At 53.5% G+C, this 16,026-nt stretch carries 15 protein-coding genes; 7 read left to right on the plus strand and 8 right to left on the minus strand.

Annotation, left to right across the window (positions count from 1 at the left end; genetic code table 11):
• Positions 1 to 56 precede the first annotated feature (56 nt).
• Positions 57 to 272 (minus strand): 30S ribosomal protein S21, encoded by a 216-nt coding sequence (gene rpsU, locus H9644_RS14265; protein WP_001144069.1) that lies wholly within the window; start codon positions 270 to 272, stop codon positions 57 to 59.
• Between the two features lie 237 nt (positions 273 to 509).
• Between rpsU and tsaD the strand changes: the two genes are divergently transcribed.
• The gene (gene tsaD, locus H9644_RS14270; RefSeq protein WP_064529608.1) at positions 510 to 1,523 is read left to right on the plus strand and encodes a tRNA (adenosine(37)-N6)-threonylcarbamoyltransferase complex transferase subunit TsaD; all 1,014 of its coding nucleotides are present in this window, start codon (positions 510 to 512) and stop codon (positions 1,521 to 1,523) included.
• Positions 1,524 to 1,564: 41 nt separating this feature from the next.
• On the opposite strand, the gene ttdT is transcribed toward tsaD, so the two are convergent.
• From ttdT to ttdA, 3 genes are read right to left on the minus strand one after another with little or no spacing between them, the layout of a single operon-like run.
• Positions 1,565 to 3,028 carry an L-tartrate/succinate antiporter gene (ttdT, locus tag H9644_RS14275; protein WP_064529609.1) on the minus strand — a complete coding sequence of 488 codons (1,464 nt, stop codon included), beginning with the start codon at positions 3,026 to 3,028 and terminating at the stop codon, positions 1,565 to 1,567.
• Between the two features lie 48 nt (positions 3,029 to 3,076).
• Positions 3,077 to 3,682 carry a L(+)-tartrate dehydratase subunit beta gene (gene ttdB / locus H9644_RS14280; protein WP_064529610.1) on the minus strand — a complete coding sequence of 202 codons (606 nt, stop codon included), beginning with the start codon at positions 3,680 to 3,682 and terminating at the stop codon, positions 3,077 to 3,079.
• Positions 3,679 to 4,590 carry a L(+)-tartrate dehydratase subunit alpha gene (ttdA, locus tag H9644_RS14285; RefSeq protein ID WP_074399597.1) on the minus strand — a complete coding sequence of 304 codons (912 nt, stop codon included), beginning with the start codon at positions 4,588 to 4,590 and terminating at the stop codon, positions 3,679 to 3,681. Before ttdA ends, ttdB begins: the two co-directional genes overlap by 4 nt.
• 206 nt (positions 4,591 to 4,796) lie before the next feature.
• Between ttdA and ttdR the strand changes: the two genes are divergently transcribed.
• Positions 4,797 to 5,729, plus strand: coding sequence for an L-tartrate utilization transcriptional activator TtdR (gene ttdR, locus H9644_RS14290; RefSeq protein WP_064529861.1), 933 nt, complete (start codon positions 4,797 to 4,799; stop codon positions 5,727 to 5,729).
• A 12-nt stretch (positions 5,730 to 5,741) separates the two neighbouring features.
• Here ttdR and plsY read toward each other — a convergent pair whose 3' ends face one another.
• On the minus strand, positions 5,742 to 6,359 hold the full coding sequence (plsY, locus tag H9644_RS14295; RefSeq protein WP_064529611.1) for a glycerol-3-phosphate 1-O-acyltransferase PlsY: 618 nt from the start codon (positions 6,357 to 6,359) through the stop codon (positions 5,742 to 5,744).
• Positions 6,360 to 6,464: 105 nt separating this feature from the next.
• Here plsY and folB point away from each other — a divergent pair, with 105 nt between their 5' ends.
• Complete coding sequence (gene folB, locus H9644_RS14300; RefSeq protein ID WP_010347879.1) at positions 6,465 to 6,833, plus strand: bifunctional dihydroneopterin aldolase/7,8-dihydroneopterin epimerase; 369 nt, start codon at positions 6,465 to 6,467, stop codon at positions 6,831 to 6,833.
• 90 nt (positions 6,834 to 6,923) lie between these two features.
• Complete coding sequence (gene bacA / locus H9644_RS14305) at positions 6,924 to 7,745, plus strand: undecaprenyl-diphosphate phosphatase (RefSeq protein ID WP_064529612.1); 822 nt, start codon at positions 6,924 to 6,926, stop codon at positions 7,743 to 7,745.
• A 182-nt stretch (positions 7,746 to 7,927) separates the two neighbouring features.
• Here bacA and cca read toward each other — a convergent pair whose 3' ends face one another.
• Positions 7,928 to 9,166 carry a fused tRNA nucleotidyltransferase/2',3'-cyclic phosphodiesterase/2' nucleotidase/phosphatase Cca gene (cca, locus tag H9644_RS14310; RefSeq protein ID WP_191775056.1) on the minus strand — a complete coding sequence of 413 codons (1,239 nt, stop codon included), beginning with the start codon at positions 9,164 to 9,166 and terminating at the stop codon, positions 7,928 to 7,930.
• A gap of 63 nt (positions 9,167 to 9,229) precedes the next feature.
• Complete coding sequence (locus tag H9644_RS14315) at positions 9,230 to 9,850, minus strand: TIGR04211 family SH3 domain-containing protein (protein WP_001125317.1); 621 nt, start codon at positions 9,848 to 9,850, stop codon at positions 9,230 to 9,232.
• 242 nt (positions 9,851 to 10,092) lie between these two features.
• On the opposite strand from H9644_RS14315, the gene ygiF reads away from it, so the two are divergent.
• Genes ygiF through hldE form a run of 3 tightly spaced genes read left to right on the plus strand, consistent with a single transcriptional unit; the run spans position 10,093 to position 15,738 of the window.
• Entirely contained in the window at positions 10,093 to 11,394 is a 1,302-nt protein-coding gene (gene ygiF, locus H9644_RS14320) for an inorganic triphosphatase (protein WP_191775058.1), read from the plus strand.
• A gap of 22 nt (positions 11,395 to 11,416) precedes the next feature.
• On the plus strand, positions 11,417 to 14,257 hold the full coding sequence (gene glnE / locus H9644_RS14325; protein ID WP_191775060.1) for a bifunctional [glutamate--ammonia ligase]-adenylyl-L-tyrosine phosphorylase/[glutamate--ammonia-ligase] adenylyltransferase: 2,841 nt from the start codon (positions 11,417 to 11,419) through the stop codon (positions 14,255 to 14,257).
• 47 nt (positions 14,258 to 14,304) lie between these two features.
• On the plus strand, positions 14,305 to 15,738 hold the full coding sequence (gene hldE, locus H9644_RS14330; RefSeq protein ID WP_191775062.1) for a bifunctional D-glycero-beta-D-manno-heptose-7-phosphate kinase/D-glycero-beta-D-manno-heptose 1-phosphate adenylyltransferase HldE: 1,434 nt from the start codon (positions 14,305 to 14,307) through the stop codon (positions 15,736 to 15,738).
• 120 nt (positions 15,739 to 15,858) lie between these two features.
• On the opposite strand, the gene H9644_RS14335 is transcribed toward hldE, so the two are convergent.
• Positions 15,859 to 15,918, minus strand: coding sequence for a type I toxin-antitoxin system Ibs family toxin (locus H9644_RS14335; protein WP_072272163.1), 60 nt, complete (start codon positions 15,916 to 15,918; stop codon positions 15,859 to 15,861).
• Between the last annotated feature and the right edge of the window lie 108 nt (positions 15,919 to 16,026).

Genomic DNA, 16,026 nt, shown 5'->3' on the forward strand with positions numbered 1-16,026 from the left:
AAGCACGGCCTTACAACTACAACTCGGTCTGATCGGAGAGCAACGCTCTCAGGGAATTAGTACAGACGAGTGCGGCGTGCGTTTTCGCGAGCCAGTTTCTTCGCGTGACGTTTCACTGCAGAAGCTTTAGCGCGCTTACGTTCGGTAGTCGGTTTTTCATAGAACTCACGACGACGAACTTCCGCCAGAACACCTGCTTTTTCGCAGGAACGCTTGAAGCGACGCAGAGCTACGTCGAACGGCTCGTTTTCACGTACTTTAATTACCGGCATGTGCCTCTCACCTTTGATTAATTCGGTTTGCCGCTGGCATCAACGCCAGCTTATTTCAAAATGGTGCGGAATTTTACTGCAATTGCTGCTGCTTTGTAAAGCACCGCGGCCTTTTTTGAAAGGGACTTTTATAAGGGTGAGGAGTATACACGAGGCTTTCTCCAGGGGCGAACAAAGTTTTACATCAACCCGCATTGGTCCTACACTGCGCGGTAATAAAGCGAGGTAAAACAAGTCATGCGTGTACTGGGTATTGAAACTTCCTGCGATGAAACCGGCATCGCCATTTACGACGATGAAAAAGGTTTGTTAGCCAACCAATTGTATAGTCAGGTGAAATTGCACGCTGACTACGGCGGCGTGGTGCCTGAACTTGCCTCCCGCGATCACGTACGTAAAACCGTACCGTTGATCCAGGCGGCGCTGAAAGAATCCGGTTTAACGGCAAAAGACATTGACGCCGTGGCCTATACCGCAGGCCCAGGATTAGTCGGCGCGCTGCTGGTTGGCGCAACGGTAGGGCGTTCTCTGGCGTTTGCCTGGAACGTTCCGGCGATCCCGGTACACCATATGGAAGGGCATCTGTTAGCGCCGATGCTGGAAGATAACCCACCGGAATTTCCGTTTGTCGCATTGCTGGTTTCCGGCGGTCATACGCAGTTAATCAGCGTAACCGGCATTGGTCAGTACGAGTTGCTCGGTGAGTCTATCGATGATGCCGCCGGGGAAGCGTTTGATAAAACCGCGAAACTGCTGGGGCTGGATTATCCGGGCGGGCCGTTACTGTCAAAAATGGCCGCTCAGGGTACAGCCGGGCGCTTTGTCTTCCCGCGCCCGATGACCGACCGTCCGGGGCTGGATTTTAGTTTCTCTGGCCTGAAAACCTTCGCCGCGAACACGATTCGTGACAACGGCACCGACGACCAGACGCGTGCCGATATTGCCCGAGCTTTTGAAGATGCGGTGGTCGATACACTGATGATTAAGTGCAAACGGGCATTGGATCAGACGGGCTTCAAGCGACTGGTAATGGCAGGCGGCGTGAGTGCTAACCGCACGCTGCGGGCGAAACTGGCGGAAATGATGAAAAAGCGTCGCGGCGAAGTGTTCTACGCGCGTCCGGAATTTTGTACCGATAACGGTGCGATGATCGCCTATGCCGGAATGGTACGGTTTAAAGCAGGCACGACGGCGGATCTCGGCGTTAGCGTGCGTCCGCGCTGGCCGCTGGCAGAGTTACCGGCTGCGTAAAATATCAGGTGCCGGAGAGTCTCTTCCGGCACCGCCCTTACTTAAAGCAACACCACGGGCATCCACAGTAAGCCGATAATCACCAGCAACACGAGGAAGATCAGCCCAAAAATCGCCCCCAGTCGCCAGTAATCCCCCGTTGGCAGATAACCACTGCCGTAGTAAATCGGGCTGGGTCCGGTGGCGTATGGCGTAAGAATGCTCCCCAAACCAATTGCTGCGCCAACCATCAGGCAGAACACCGGTAGCGGAATTTCCGGCATCGCCAGCGCGGCGGCAATCATCATCGGCGCGAGAGCGGAGGTATACGCCGTGGCGCTGGCAAAGAAGTAGCGCAGCAGATAAAACACCACAATTAACACCACCATCACCATCGTTGGTGAATAACCGCTTAAGCCGCCTGCTAACAGTTTGCCAAACCAACTAATAAAACCAGTGTTATTGAGTCCGGTGGCGAGGGTGATAAGCGAGGCCAGCCAGAAAAAAACATTCCACGCGGCTTTATTACTGACAATGTCGTCCCAGCAGATAATGCGCAGAAGCAGCATCAGTGCCACCACGCTGTAACCGACCATCGCGGCATCGATATAATCACCGCCGAAAATCCACAGCACCAGTGCGCCCACCATTAGCCCCAGCATCCGTTTTTCACGCGAACAGAGCGGGCCCATTGCCTGTAGTTCCGTCTCTGCCCAGCGAGGCACCTGATCGCCTGACTTCAGTACTGGCGGATACAGCACATAAGCCAGCCAGGGAACCAGCAGGACCAGTAATATACTGAGCGGCAACATGCCGAGAAACCAGTCGCCCCAACTCAGCGTGGCGTGAGATGCGCTTTTCATCAGTCCAATTAACAGCAGGTTAGGCGCCATCGCCGTCAGAAAAATGGCGCTGGTCACGCAGTCGGCAACAATCCCCATCCACATGATGTACGAGCCAATGCTGCGCGAGCTGCTGTCGTTTGGTTGTGATTGATAGAGCGGCGGCAGGTTACGGATGATGGGATAGATAATCCCCGCACCACGCGCCGAGTTGGACGGTGTTACAGGCGCAAGGATCAACTCGGAGAACATCACCGCATAACCGAGAAACAGCGTGCGATGCCCCATCTTTTTTACCAGAATCAGCGCGATGCGACGTCCAAGTCCGGTTTTTTCATAGCCCGTACCAAACATAAAGGCGGCGAAAATCAGCCAGATAACCGAATTAGAAAAACCGGAAACCGCCCAGGAGAGGGATTTAGCGGTGAACTTAAAGCCTGGCTGGGCGAGTTGGTCCGGGCTAAACAGCAGCCACGGCGAGAGAATGGCAATGATGGAGATACCCACCATCGCCACCACGGCACCTGGTACGGGTTCGAGGATAAGCCCAACGATCACGCCGGTAAAAACCGCAAAGTAGAGCCAGGTATGACTCTCCAGCCCTGCAGGAACCGGAAGTAGAGCAATAATGGCGATGACCGCCAGTGGCGCAAGGTATCGCCACCATTCAGTGGAAGGTTTCATCGTGTTATGCCTGCGAAAAAGGAGAGGGGGCGAACCTCTCCGTGAGAGTTATTTGATGTAGTGGACGTGCTCGCAGATTTCTTCCACGATGGGGCCGCGGCGTTCGGCGAACAGCTTTTTGTTTTCGGCTATCAGGTTGTTGCCGTGGGTATCGATAGAGACAATCAGTGGGCCAAACTCTTTGACCCGGCAGACCCACAGCGACTCTGGCATCCCGAGTTCTGTCCAGTGCACCTCTTCAATCTCTTCCACCTGCGTTGCTGCCAGTACCGCGCAGCCTGCCGGGAAAATCACATGCAGCGCCTTGAATTTCTGGCAGCCTTCTTCGGTCAGCGGCCCCATTCCGCCTTTGCCGACCACCAGTTTCACGCCAGTCTGCTCGATGAACTCACGTTCAAAACTTTCCATTCGCATACTGGTTGTCGGGCCGACGGACACCATCTCCCATTTGTCACCGTTTTTACGCACGATGGGGCCTGCGTGGAAAATCGCTTTGCCGTTGAGATCGTAAGGGATCGGGCGTTTGAGTTCGATCAAGCGGCGGTGACAAACGTCGCGGCAGGTCACCAGCGTACCGGTCAGGTAGATCACATCGCCGACGCGAATATCTTGCAGATCTTCAGCTTTGATCGGGGTTGTCAGGATCTTTTTCATAACGCGCTCCGGGTGTGAGACAGATTTTCAAAGGAGAGATCGGCATGAACCAGCAGCGTGCCGCGACGATGCGCCCAGCAGCCGGTAGAGACAGCAACGCCGATGGTAGACGGATGGCGAGCGGCAGATTCGATATGCACGCCCATTACTGAACTGTTGCCAGTCAGCCCTTGTGGGCCAATCCCCAGACGGTTGAGTCCTTCCTCCAGGCGTAGCTCCAGCTCTGCCGCTTTCGGATTGGGGTGGCGGCTGCCTATTGGGCGCAAAATGGCTTTACGCGAGAGTACAGCGGCGGTTTCCACCGAAGTGGCGATGCCCACACCTACCAGTACCGGCGGACAGGCGTTTACGGCGAGAGTGGAGATATTTTCGAAGACGAATTTCACCACGCCTTCGTAGCCTTCCGAAGGCATTAATACTTTCGAGCGGCCAGGCAGCGTGCAGCCACCGCCAGCCATATAAACTTCGATTTCCGCGTCGTCACCGTCAGGGACAATATCCCAGGTGACCCACGGTACGCCGCTGCCGGTATTTTTGCCGGTATTCACTTCGTCAAAAATTTCCACCGCGTTGTGGCGCAGTGGCGCTTTGATGGTCGCCTCTTCCACGGCTTGCTTAAGAATGCTTTGCAGCTCGCCAAGCAGCGGGAAACGGGAACCGACCTTGACGAAAAACATGATTTCACCGGTGTCCTGGCAGGCCGGACGATTCAGGTCGATCGCTTTTTGCATGTTATCGAACATCGTGTGGTAGATGATTTTCCCCATCGACGACGTTTCGGCATCTCTTAGCTGTTTTAGTTTATCCACCACGTCATCGGGCATTCGGGTAGAAATCATGGCGGTAAAGTTAGTGACAATCTCCGTCAACTTATTCACTGCCTGTTGTTTATTACATTCGCTCATCATGGCAACTCCAGTTTTTCTATTTGTCTGGAAAAATTCACCGCCACAAACTACCACTAAAAATGTGGGTTTATATTTTTTGCTGCCGTGAATATGTAATTAACAGTTCGTTAATCAACACGAAAATAAGAATGAATATTGCGCCAGAGCAGGGAATGGCAATGTTTTGCGAAATACACTGCGTTTATCAAAACTGCGGATATTTAACGATGCTAAATAGCTGGCCTTTAGCCAAAGACTTGCAGGTACTGGTAGAAATCGTCCACAGCGGGAGCTTTAGCGCCGCAGCGGCAACGCTTGGGCAGACGCCCGCATTTGTCACTAAACGGATCCAAATCCTTGAAAATACGCTGGCAACCACGCTGCTGAACCGCTCGGCACGTGGCGTGGCACTGACTGAGAGCGGCCAACGTTGTTACGAACATGCGCTGGAAATCCTCACCCAATATCAGCGACTGGTCGATGACGTCACGCAAATCAAAACGCGCCCGGAGGGGATGATTCGTATTGGTTGCAGCTTTGGATTTGGGCGCAGTTATATTGCGCCAGCCATTACCGAACTGATGCGCAATTACCCTGAATTACAGGTGCATTTTGAATTGTTCGATCGGCAAATTGATTTAGTGCAGGATAATATTGATCTGGATATTCGTATTAATGATGAAATCCCTGATTATTATATCGCGCATCTGTTAACGAAAAATAAAAGAATATTATGCGCTGCACCTGAGTATCTGCAAAAATATCCCCCGCCACAATCATTACAGGAATTAAGTCGTCATGACTGTCTGGTGACCAAAGAGCGCGATATGACCCACGGAATATGGGAGTTGGGGAACGGTCAGGAGAAAAAATCGGTGAAGGTTAGCGGGCATCTTTCCTCCAATAGCGGCGAGATTGTGCTGCAATGGGCGCTGGAGGGCAAAGGGATCATGCTGCGTTCCGAGTGGGATGTTTTGCCGTTTCTGGAGAGTGGTAAACTGGTGCGAGTATTGCCGGAGTATGCACAAAGCGCCAATATCTGGGCTGTTTATCGGGAGCCGCTCTATCGCAGCATGAAGTTGCGCGTTTGCGTAGAGTTTCTGGCAGCGTGGTGCCAGCAACGGCTAGGCAAGCCCGCCGAAGGCTATCAGGTTTTGTAAACCTGCCGGAAATCACTCGGGATCTTTTTCGCGCTTTCTTTTGAATTTCGTCCAGATTTTTGTCTCCTGGCGACGCCACAGACGCTGGATGTTGTCATGATGACGCAGCAGGATCAGGCAAGAGAGCATAGAAACCGGAAAGGTGAACTGTGGCTTAAACCACCAGACGTAAAACGGGGCAATCAGTGCGCTGACAATCGCCCCCAGCGAAGAATATCCACTCAATAGTACGGTAAGCAGCCAGGTCCCCGCCATCACACCCGTTAAATCCCAGCCGATCGGAGCAATAGCGCCAAAAGCGGTGGCAACGCCTTTTCCCCCTTTAAAACCGAAGAAAATGGGCCAGATGTGTCCAAGACAGGCGGCAATCGCAATTAATCCCAGCCAAAAGGGGCTGACGCCTAATTCATATGCCCCCCAGACAGGCAACATACCTTTTAGAACGTCAAAGATCAGCACTGCTACGGCTGCTCCTTTGCCACCCATGCGTAAAACGTTGGTCGCGCCAGGATTGCCGGAGCCGCTGGTTCGCGGGTCGGGCAAGCCACAAAGGCGGCAAACCAGAATGGCACTGGAAATGGAGCCGCAGAGGTACGCGATGAGGATCATTCCAGGCGCGATTGCACTCATAAGCTGTTCCGTTTTGAAAATTCGTGTTCAACGATGAATCTGTGGATAATACGCACATTTCGCCGGAAGTGGTATCCGGGGTAGCCAAAAAGCGAGCAGGTCGTGATGGATATTGTATTTATAGAGCAACTTTCGGTAATCACCACTATTGGTGTTTACGACTGGGAACAGACCATCGAACAGAAACTGGTGTTCGATATCGAAATGGCGTGGGATAACCGCAAAGCGGCGAAAAGCGATGATGTGGCAGATTGCCTTAGCTACGCCGACATCGCAGAAACGGTAGTCAGCCACGTCGAGGGCGCGCGCTTTGCGCTGGTGGAACGCGTGGCGGAGGAGGTGGCGGAATTGCTGTTAACTCGCTTTAATTCGCCGTGGGTTCGCATCAAACTTAGCAAGCCAGGCGCGGTGGCACGAGCGGCGAATGTCGGCGTCATCATCGAGCGTGGCAATAATCTGAAAGAAAATAATTAATTTTACAGCTGTTAAACCAAACGGTTATAACCTGGTCATACTGCAGTAGTTCGGACAAGCGGTATATTTTTATAATTTAGGGGTTTATTGATGAGCGATATGCACTCGCTGCTGGTGGCGGCAATCCTGGGTGTGGTCGAAGGATTGACAGAGTTTTTGCCAGTATCCAGTACGGGCCACATGATTATTGTGGGCCATTTGTTGGGGTTTGAAGGCGACACGGCAAAAACCTTTGAAGTCGTTATCCAGTTAGGTTCGATTCTGGCTGTGGTAGTGATGTTCTGGCGGCGTCTGTTTGGCCTGATTGGCATTCACTTTGGCCGTCCGTTGCAGCACGAAGGAGAAAGCAAAGGTCGTTTAACGCTGATCCACATTTTGCTGGGGATGATCCCCGCGGTGGTGTTGGGACTGTTGTTCCATGACATGATTAAATCATTGTTTAACCCGATAAATGTCATGTATGCGCTGGTTGTCGGCGGTTTGTTGCTGATTGCCGCCGAATGCCTGAAGCCGAAAGAGCCACGCGCGCCGGGTCTGGATGATATGACGTATCGTCAGGCGTTTATGATTGGCTGCTTCCAGTGTCTGGCGCTGTGGCCGGGGTTCTCTCGCTCCGGGGCGACCATTTCTGGTGGGATGCTGATGGGCGTGAGTCGTTACGCAGCTTCTGAGTTCTCGTTCCTGCTGGCGGTGCCGATGATGATGGGCGCAACGGCGCTCGATCTCTACAAAAGCTGGGGCTTCCTGACCACCGGCGATATCCCGATGTTTGCTGTTGGGTTTATCACTGCTTTCGTAGTGGCGCTGATAGCAATTAAAACCTTCCTGCAATTGATTAAGCGCATTTCGTTTATCCCGTTCGCCATTTATCGTTTTATTGTGGCGGCCGCGGTGTACGTAGTGTTCTTTTGATGTGAAGAATAGTGTCGGATGCCGGGAATTGTCCACGATCGCGTAGGCCGGATAAGGCGTTCACGCCGCATCCGGCAATCAACGCCTGATGCGACGCTCGCGCGTCTTATCAGGCCTACAACCGTCGTTGACATTTAGGCTGGATAAGGCGTTTACGCCGCCTCCGGCAAAATGCCCAATACTTACTCAGGCTTTGGGCAACGTTGTTCCTTCCAGCTGGCTACCGCCGCAATCCTGCGGCGGGTCAGCTCTTCGCGGATCTCCACGCCTTTAAATCCCGCTTCAACGACGGCTTTTGTCGGCACTGATTGCGCCACTTCCCAGGCTTCACGTAACCAGCGTCCTTGCGGATAGTCCGCTGATTCAAAACCGGTTCTGCCGCGCACGTCAGCCTCGCTGGTCAGCGCCAGTTGCTCTACACGCTGCGGTTTACGCCAGGCATCGATGGAATCAAATAATTTGACGATGGTTTTCGGGTTCAGCATTGGGAAGGTGTGGATGAGATCGTGAAACTCAGCCACCAGTTTGGCTAAGTCACGAATTTCATTAGGCACACGCAGACGCTGGCACAATTGTTCCACTAACTTTACACCCGCCGGGCCATGGCCGTGATGACGAGGCCAAAGCTCCGGCGGCGTTAGCCCTTTACCGAAATCGTGGCATAAAGTCGCGAAACGGATATCTACTTGCGGACTCAGCATCGCCGCCATCGATAGCGTCATTAAGGTGTGAATACCAGTGTCGATTTCCGGGTGCCATTTCGCCGGAGCGGGGACACCAAACAATGCGTCGATCTCCGGGAATAAAACGCGTAATGCGCCGCAATCACGCAATACCTGGAAGAAAACTTGCGGGTTGCGTGTGGTGAGGGCGCTTTCAGTCTCTTTCCACACGCGTTCGGGCGTCAGGTGTTCGAGTTCGCCTACGTGAGTCATCTCACGCATCAACGTCATCGTTTCATCGGCAATTCGAAAACCGAGGTGGGCATAACGCGCAGCAAAACGCGCTACGCGCAATACGCGTAGCGGATCTTCGCCAAAGGCGGGGGAAACATGGCGCAACAGACGATTTTGCAGATCGCCCAGACCGTTGTACGGGTCGATAATCTTGCCGTCATCGTCCTGGGCCAGCGCATTAATGGTCAGATCGCGACGCTTGAGATCATCTTCCAGCGTGACATCCGGCGCGGCATAGCAGGTAAAACCGGTATAACCGGAGCCGGATTTCCGTTCGGTACGTGCCAGCGCATACTCTTCATGTGTTTGCGGATGCAGAAAAACAGGAAAATCGCGACCTACCTGCTGGTAGCCCGCGTCGAGCATCTCCTGTGGCGTGCTGCCGACAACTACCCAATCTCTGTCTTTGACCGGTAGCCCTAACAATGCATCCCGTACCGCACCACCGACCAGATAAATCTTCACGCCATCTTCCCTTCGTCAAATACACAATTCCTAATAATAAGACAGTGCAACGAAGAAGGCGATTTAGTTCATCCAGCGATCTTTGCGTTTACGCGTTGGGATCAGGTGCGGTAATACCAGTCCGAGCAGCAAGCCAAGCCCCAGCACGCCACCGCCATACATAAACCATTGCATGATGATGGTGCGCTGTTTGTCGTCTAGCTGCACGCTGGCGGCATCGACCTTTTTCTGCGCGACAATCAGTTCGTTTTTCAGCTTCTGATTTTCTTCTTTTAACCCGTTAATCACACTGTCGCTCTGCGCCACTTTTTGCTGCATTTCTGCGGTGCGCTGATTCCAGGTGTTATCGATATTGGTGAGCTTATCGGTCAGAGTTCTGACCTGATTTTCCAGATCTGGCACGCGGGAGCGCAGGCTTGGCTCAGTGCTCAGTTGTTTCAACGGGATCCAGGCGGTTCGACCAGAGCTGTCTTTTACCTGGGCATAATTGGTGTTGGCGTCAGTTTGTAATAATGTCACTTCCTCACCGGCGTTCACTGTGCCCACGAGGCGATAATGATCTCCCGGACCACTGCGAACCCAGGTGTTCAGTTCGTCAGAAACATAGCGTTTTTCTTCCGCGTGAGAGACGGCAGTGGCGCTAAGCGCGAGTAAAGTTAGTGCGATCAGGCGTAATTTTGGCATCAGGCTGTCGTTATTGTCATGGAAAGTGGAACGATAGTAGTGGCATCAGTGTCGCTACGCAAAGCATTCGCTATCAATCGGAATCCTCTGTGTCAGGTCTTGCCACCGTCTCAAACTTTTACGCCCGTCAAAATGCTCGTTGCATGGCAATTTGGCGCAAAATACTATCTACTGACAAAAAAGATCGCATTTAGTTCGCCGTTCATCGTCACTTATGTGACATAACCGGATAAGTAGAGGCCATGGCTCAGGAAATCGAATTAAAGTTTATTGTTAATCACAGTGCCGTTGAGGCGTTGCGTGACCATCTTAATACGCTGGGCGGCGAGCATCATGATCCCGTGCAGTTGCTGAATATTTACTACGAAACGCCGGATAACTGGCTGCGTGGGCACGATATGGGCCTGCGTATTCGTGGCGAAAACGGTCGCTATGAGATGACCATGAAAGTTGCCGGACGGGTAACAGGTGGATTGCACCAGCGCCCGGAATATAACGTGGCGTTGAGTGAACCGACGCTCGATCTGGCGCAGTTACCAACGGAAGTCTGGCCAAACGGTGAGTTACCTGCCGATCTCGCGTCACGCGTGCAGCCGCTGTTCAGCACCGATTTTTACCGCGAAAAATGGCTGGTTGAAGTGGATGGCAGTCAGATTGAAATCGCCCTCGACCAGGGGGAAGTGAAAGCAGGTGAGTTTGTTGAACCTATCTGCGAGCTGGAACTGGAATTACTCAGTGGCGAAACGCGCGCGGTGCTGAAACTGGCAAACCAACTGGTATCGCAAACTGGTTTACGCCAGGGCAGCCTGAGCAAGGCGGCGCGTGGCTATCATCTGGCGCAGGGCAATCCGGTGCGTGAAATCAAATCAACCACTATTCTGCATGTTGCGGCAAAAGCAGATGTAGAGCAGGGGCTGGAAGCAGCAATGGAACTGGCGTTATCGCAATGGCAGTACCATGAAGAGTTGTGGATACGCGGCAACGAGGCGGCGAAAGAGCAGGTGCTGGCAGCCATCGGCCTGGTTCGCCATACGCTGATGCTGTTCGGCGGTATCGTGCCACGTAAAGCGAGCACTCACTTACGTGATTTGCTGACCCAATGCGAAGCGACCATTGCTTCTGTGGTTTCTGCCGTGACGGCGGTCTATTCTACTGAAACGGCAATGGCGAAACTGGCGTTGACCGAATGGCTGGTGACTAAAGCCTGGCAGCCGTTTTTAGATGCCAAAGAGCAGGGTAAAATCAGCGATTCCTTCAAACGCTTTGCCGATATCCATCTCTCTCGCCATTCCGCTGAATTGAAGAGCGTTTTTTGCCAGCCGTTGGGCGATCGCTACCCTGACCAGTTACCGCGCCTGACGCGTGGTATTGACTCAATACTGCTGCTGGCGGGTTACTACGATCCTCTCGTCGCGCAAGCCTGGCTGGAGAACTGGCAGGGGCTGCGTCACGCTATTGCGACCGGGCAACGCATTGAAATTGAACATTTCCGCAATGAGGCAAACAATCAGGAACCGTTCTGGTTGCATAGCGGAAAACGTTAATCTGGCAAGGATAAAATCGCTTATGAAGCCGCTCTCTTCACCGTTACAGCAGTACTGGCAGACCGTTGTTGAGCGGCTGCCAGCGCCTTTAGCCAAGGAATCACTTGGTGTACAGGCGAAGTCAGTACTTACTTTCAGTGATTTTGTGCAGGATAGCGTAATTGCGCATCCAGAGTGGCTGACGGAGCTGGAAAGCGAGCCGCCACAAGCCGATGAATGGCAATATTACGGCGAGTGGTTGCAGGCGGCGCTCAGTAATGTGAGTGACGAGGCTGGGTTAATGCGTGAACTGCGGCTGTTCCGTCGGCGCATTATGGTGCGCATCGCCTGGGCGCAAACGCTGGCGCTGGTCGCGGAAGAGAGCATTTTGCAGCAGCTTAGTCATCTCGCTGAGACGCTGATTGTTGCGGCGCGTGACTGGCTGTATGACGCCTGCTGTCGTGAGTGGGGAACGCCATGTAATGCGAAGGGCGAAGCGCAACCGCTGTTGATTTTAGGCATGGGTAAGCTGGGCGGCGGGGAACTGAATTTCTCCTCGGATATCGACCTGATTTTTGCCTGGCCGGAACATGGCTGTACTCAGGGCGGACGCCGCGAACTGGATAACGGCCAGTTTTTTACCCGCATGGGGCAGCGGCTGATTAAAGTGCTGGATCAACCGACGCAAGATGGCTTTGTCTATCGCGTGGATATGCGCCTGCGTCCGTTTGGCGAAAGTGGCCCGCTGGTGTTGAGCTTCGCCGCGCTGGAGGATTATTACCAGGAGCAGGGGCGCGACTGGGAGCGTTATGCGATGGTCAAGGCGCGGATTATGGGCGATAGCGACGGTGCTTATGCTAACGAATTGCGTTCGATGCTGCGCCCGTTTGTTTTTCGTCGTTACATCGATTTCAGCGTGATTCAGTCTCTGCGCAACATGAAAGGGATGATTGCCCGTGAAGTGCGTCGCCGCGGCCTCACTGACAACATCAAACTGGGCGCGGGCGGTATTCGCGAAATTGAGTTTATCGTCCAGGTGTTCCAGCTTATTCGCGGTGGGCGCGAGCCGTCGCTGCAATCGCGTTCATTACTTCCTACCCTCAACGCCATTGCTGCATTGCATCTGCTCTCTGAGAATGATGCCGAACAATTGCGAGTGGCGTATCTGTTCCTGCGGCGTCTGGAAAACCTGCTGCAAAGCATTAATGACGAACAAACCCAGACGCTTCCGGCTGATGAGCTTAACCGTGCGCGGCTGGCGTGGGCGATGGACTTTGCTGACTGGCCGCAATTGACCGGGGCGCTGACCGGACATATGGCCAATGTGCGTCGGGTATTTAACGAACTGATTGGTGACGACGAAAGCGAAACCCAGGAGGAGACTCTGTCAGAGCAGTGGCGTGAGCTGTGGCAGGATGCGTTGCAGGAGGATGACACTACGCCAGTGCTGGCGCATCTTAGTGAAGATGATCGCAAACAGGTGCTGACGCTGATTGCCGATTTCCGCAAAGAACTGGATAAGCGCACCATTGGTCCGCGCGGTCGCCAGGTGCTCGATCATCTGATGCCGCATTTGTTAAGTGACGTATGTGCGCGTAACGATGCCGTCGTCACGCTGTCGCGCATTACCGCCTTGCTGATGGGGATTGTCACCCGTACGACCTATCTTGAACTGCTTAGTGAATTCCCTGCGGCGCTTAAGCATTTGATTTCACTGTGTGCCTCATCGCCGATGATTGCCAGTCAACTGGCGCGCTATCCATTATTGCTGGATGAACTGCTCGATCCGAACACCCTCTACCAGCCGACAGCGACGGATGCCTATCGCGACGAATTGCGCCAGTATTTGCTGCGCGTGCCAGAAGATGATGAAGAACAACAACTTGAAGCGCTGCGTCAGTTTAAACAGGCACAACTGTTACGTATTGCGGCGGCGGATATTGCCGGCACGCTGCCGGTAATGAAAGTGAGCGATCACTTAACCTGGCTGGCGGAGGCAATGATAGATGCTGTGGTCCAGCAAGCGTGGGGACAAATGGTTGCTCGTTACGGAAAACCCACTCACCTGAACGAACGTGAAGGTCGCGGCTTTGCGGTGGTTGGTTACGGTAAGCTGGGCGGCTGGGAACTGGGATATAGTTCGGATCTTGACCTGATTTTCCTCCATGATTGCCCGATGGATGTGATGACCGACGGCGAGCGGGAAATCGACGGGCGGCAGTTTTATCTGCGTCTGGCTCAACGCATTATGCATCTGTTCAGCACGCGCACGTCTTCCGGTATTTTGTACGAAGTGGATTCACGGCTACGCCCGTCCGGGGCGGCGGGAATGTTGGTGACTTCCGCAGAAGCATTTGCCGATTATCAGAAAAACGAAGCCTGGACGTGGGAGCATCAGGCGCTGGTGCGTGCTCGCGTGGTATATGGTGATCCACAATTGACCGCGCAATTTGACGCGGTACGTCGGGAGATTATGACGCTGCCGCGTGAAGGCAAAACCTTACAGACAGAAGTGCGGGAAATGCGCGAGAAAATGCGCGCTCATCTCGGCAATAAACATCGCGATCGCTTTGATATCAAAGCAGATGAAGGCGGAATTACCGATATCGAATTTATTACCCAATATCTGGTGTTGCGCTACGCTCATGAAAAACCGAAGTTAACGCGCTGGTCAGACAACGTGCGCATTCTGGAACTGCTGGCGCAAAATGACATTATGGAAGAGCAGGAAGCGATGGCGCTGACCCGTGCTTACACTACGCTGCGCGATGAACTTCATCATCTGGCATTACAAGAGCTGCCGGGCCATGTGCCGGAGGATTGCTTCACCGCAGAGCGTGAACTGGTGCGGGCAAGCTGGCAGAAGTGGCTGGTGGAGGAATGAAATATGGTATTATCGCGCGCAAATTTTGAATCTCTCAGGAGACAGGAATGAAAGTAACGCTGCCAGAGTTTGAACGTGCAGGAGTGATGGTGGTTGGTGATGTGATGCTGGATCGTTACTGGTACGGTCCCACCAGCCGTATATCGCCGGAAGCGCCGGTGCCCGTGGTTAAAGTCAATACCATTGAAGAACGTCCGGGCGGTGCAGCCAACGTGGCGATGAACATCGCTTCTCTCGGTGCAAACGCACGCCTGGTGGGGCTGACAGGTATTGATGATGCGGCACGCGCGCTCAGTAAATCGCTGGCCGACGTGAACGTAAAATGCGACTTCGTTTCTGTGCCGACGCATCCAACCATCACCAAACTGCGGGTGCTTTCTCGTAACCAACAGTTGATTCGCCTGGATTTTGAAGAAGGTTTCGAAGGCGTTGATCCGCAGCCGCTGCATGAGCGGATTAATCAGGCCCTCGGTACGATTGGCGCGCTGGTGCTTTCTGACTATGCGAAAGGTGCGTTGGCAAGCGTACAGCAGATGATCCAACTGGCGCGTAAAGCGGGCGTTCCGGTGCTGATTGATCCAAAAGGCACCGATTTTGAACGCTACCGCGGCGCTACGCTGTTAACGCCGAATCTCTTGGAATTTGAAGCGGTTGCCGGTAAATGTAAAACCGAAGAAGAGATTGTTGAACGCGGCATGAAACTGATTGCCGACTACGAACTCTCTGCGCTGCTGGTAACCCGTTCCGAGCAGGGGATGACGTTGCTGCAACCGGGTAAAGCGCCGCTGCATATGCCAACTCAGGCGCAGGAAGTCTATGACGTTACCGGTGCAGGGGACACGGTGATTGGTGTGCTTGCGGCGACGCTGGCAGCGGGTAATTCGCTGGAAGAAGCCTGCTTCTTCGCCAATGCGGCGGCAGGAGTAGTCGTCGGCAAACTGGGGACTTCTACGGTTTCTCCCATCGAGCTGGAAAACGCAGTGCGCGGGCGCGCAGACACTGGCTTTGGCGTGATGACCGAAGAGGAACTGAAGCTGGCCGTAGCGGCGGCGCGTAAACGTGGCGAAAAAGTGGTGATGACCAATGGCGTCTTCGACATTCTCCATGCCGGGCATGTCTCTTATCTGGCAAACGCTCGCAAGCTGGGCGACCGCCTGATTGTCGCAGTGAACAGTGACGCATCCACCAGGCGGCTGAAAGGGGATTCTCGCCCGGTTAATCCGCTCGAACAGCGTATGATAGTGCTGGGCGCACTGGAAGCGGTCGACTGGGTGGTGTCGTTTGAAGAAGATACGCCGCAGCGCCTGATCGCAGGCATCCTGCCAGATTTGCTGGTGAAAGGTGGTGACTATAAACCGGAAGAGATCGCCGGGAGTAAAGAAGTCTGGGCTAACGGCGGTGAAGTGCTGGTGCTCAACTTTGAAGATGGTTGCTCAACGACCAACATTATTAAGAAGATCCAACAGGATAAAGAAGGCTAACCGGAAAGCGGTTCACAGATCTCGCTTCGTACCTGGCAGGCCTATTGACGCTGTTGTTTTTTCAACCTAGAGTAAAGGAACAAGGGTAAGGGAGGATTTCTCCCCCCTCTGAATTGGTTGTTAATAAGCCTGGAAACTTACGAGTAACAACACAACCAGTATGATGACTAACTTCATCATAACCCTTTCCTTCTGTAAGGCCCCTTCTTCGGGCTGTCTCTTATACACAAGTCCCCACCCGGGGATTTGTGATGTCTGTCAGTCTGCTTTAGGGGGGACTCTTTCCAT

The sequence above is a fragment of the Escherichia whittamii genome (assembly GCF_014836715.1).
GTDB lineage: Bacteria > Pseudomonadota > Gammaproteobacteria > Enterobacterales > Enterobacteriaceae > Escherichia > Escherichia whittamii.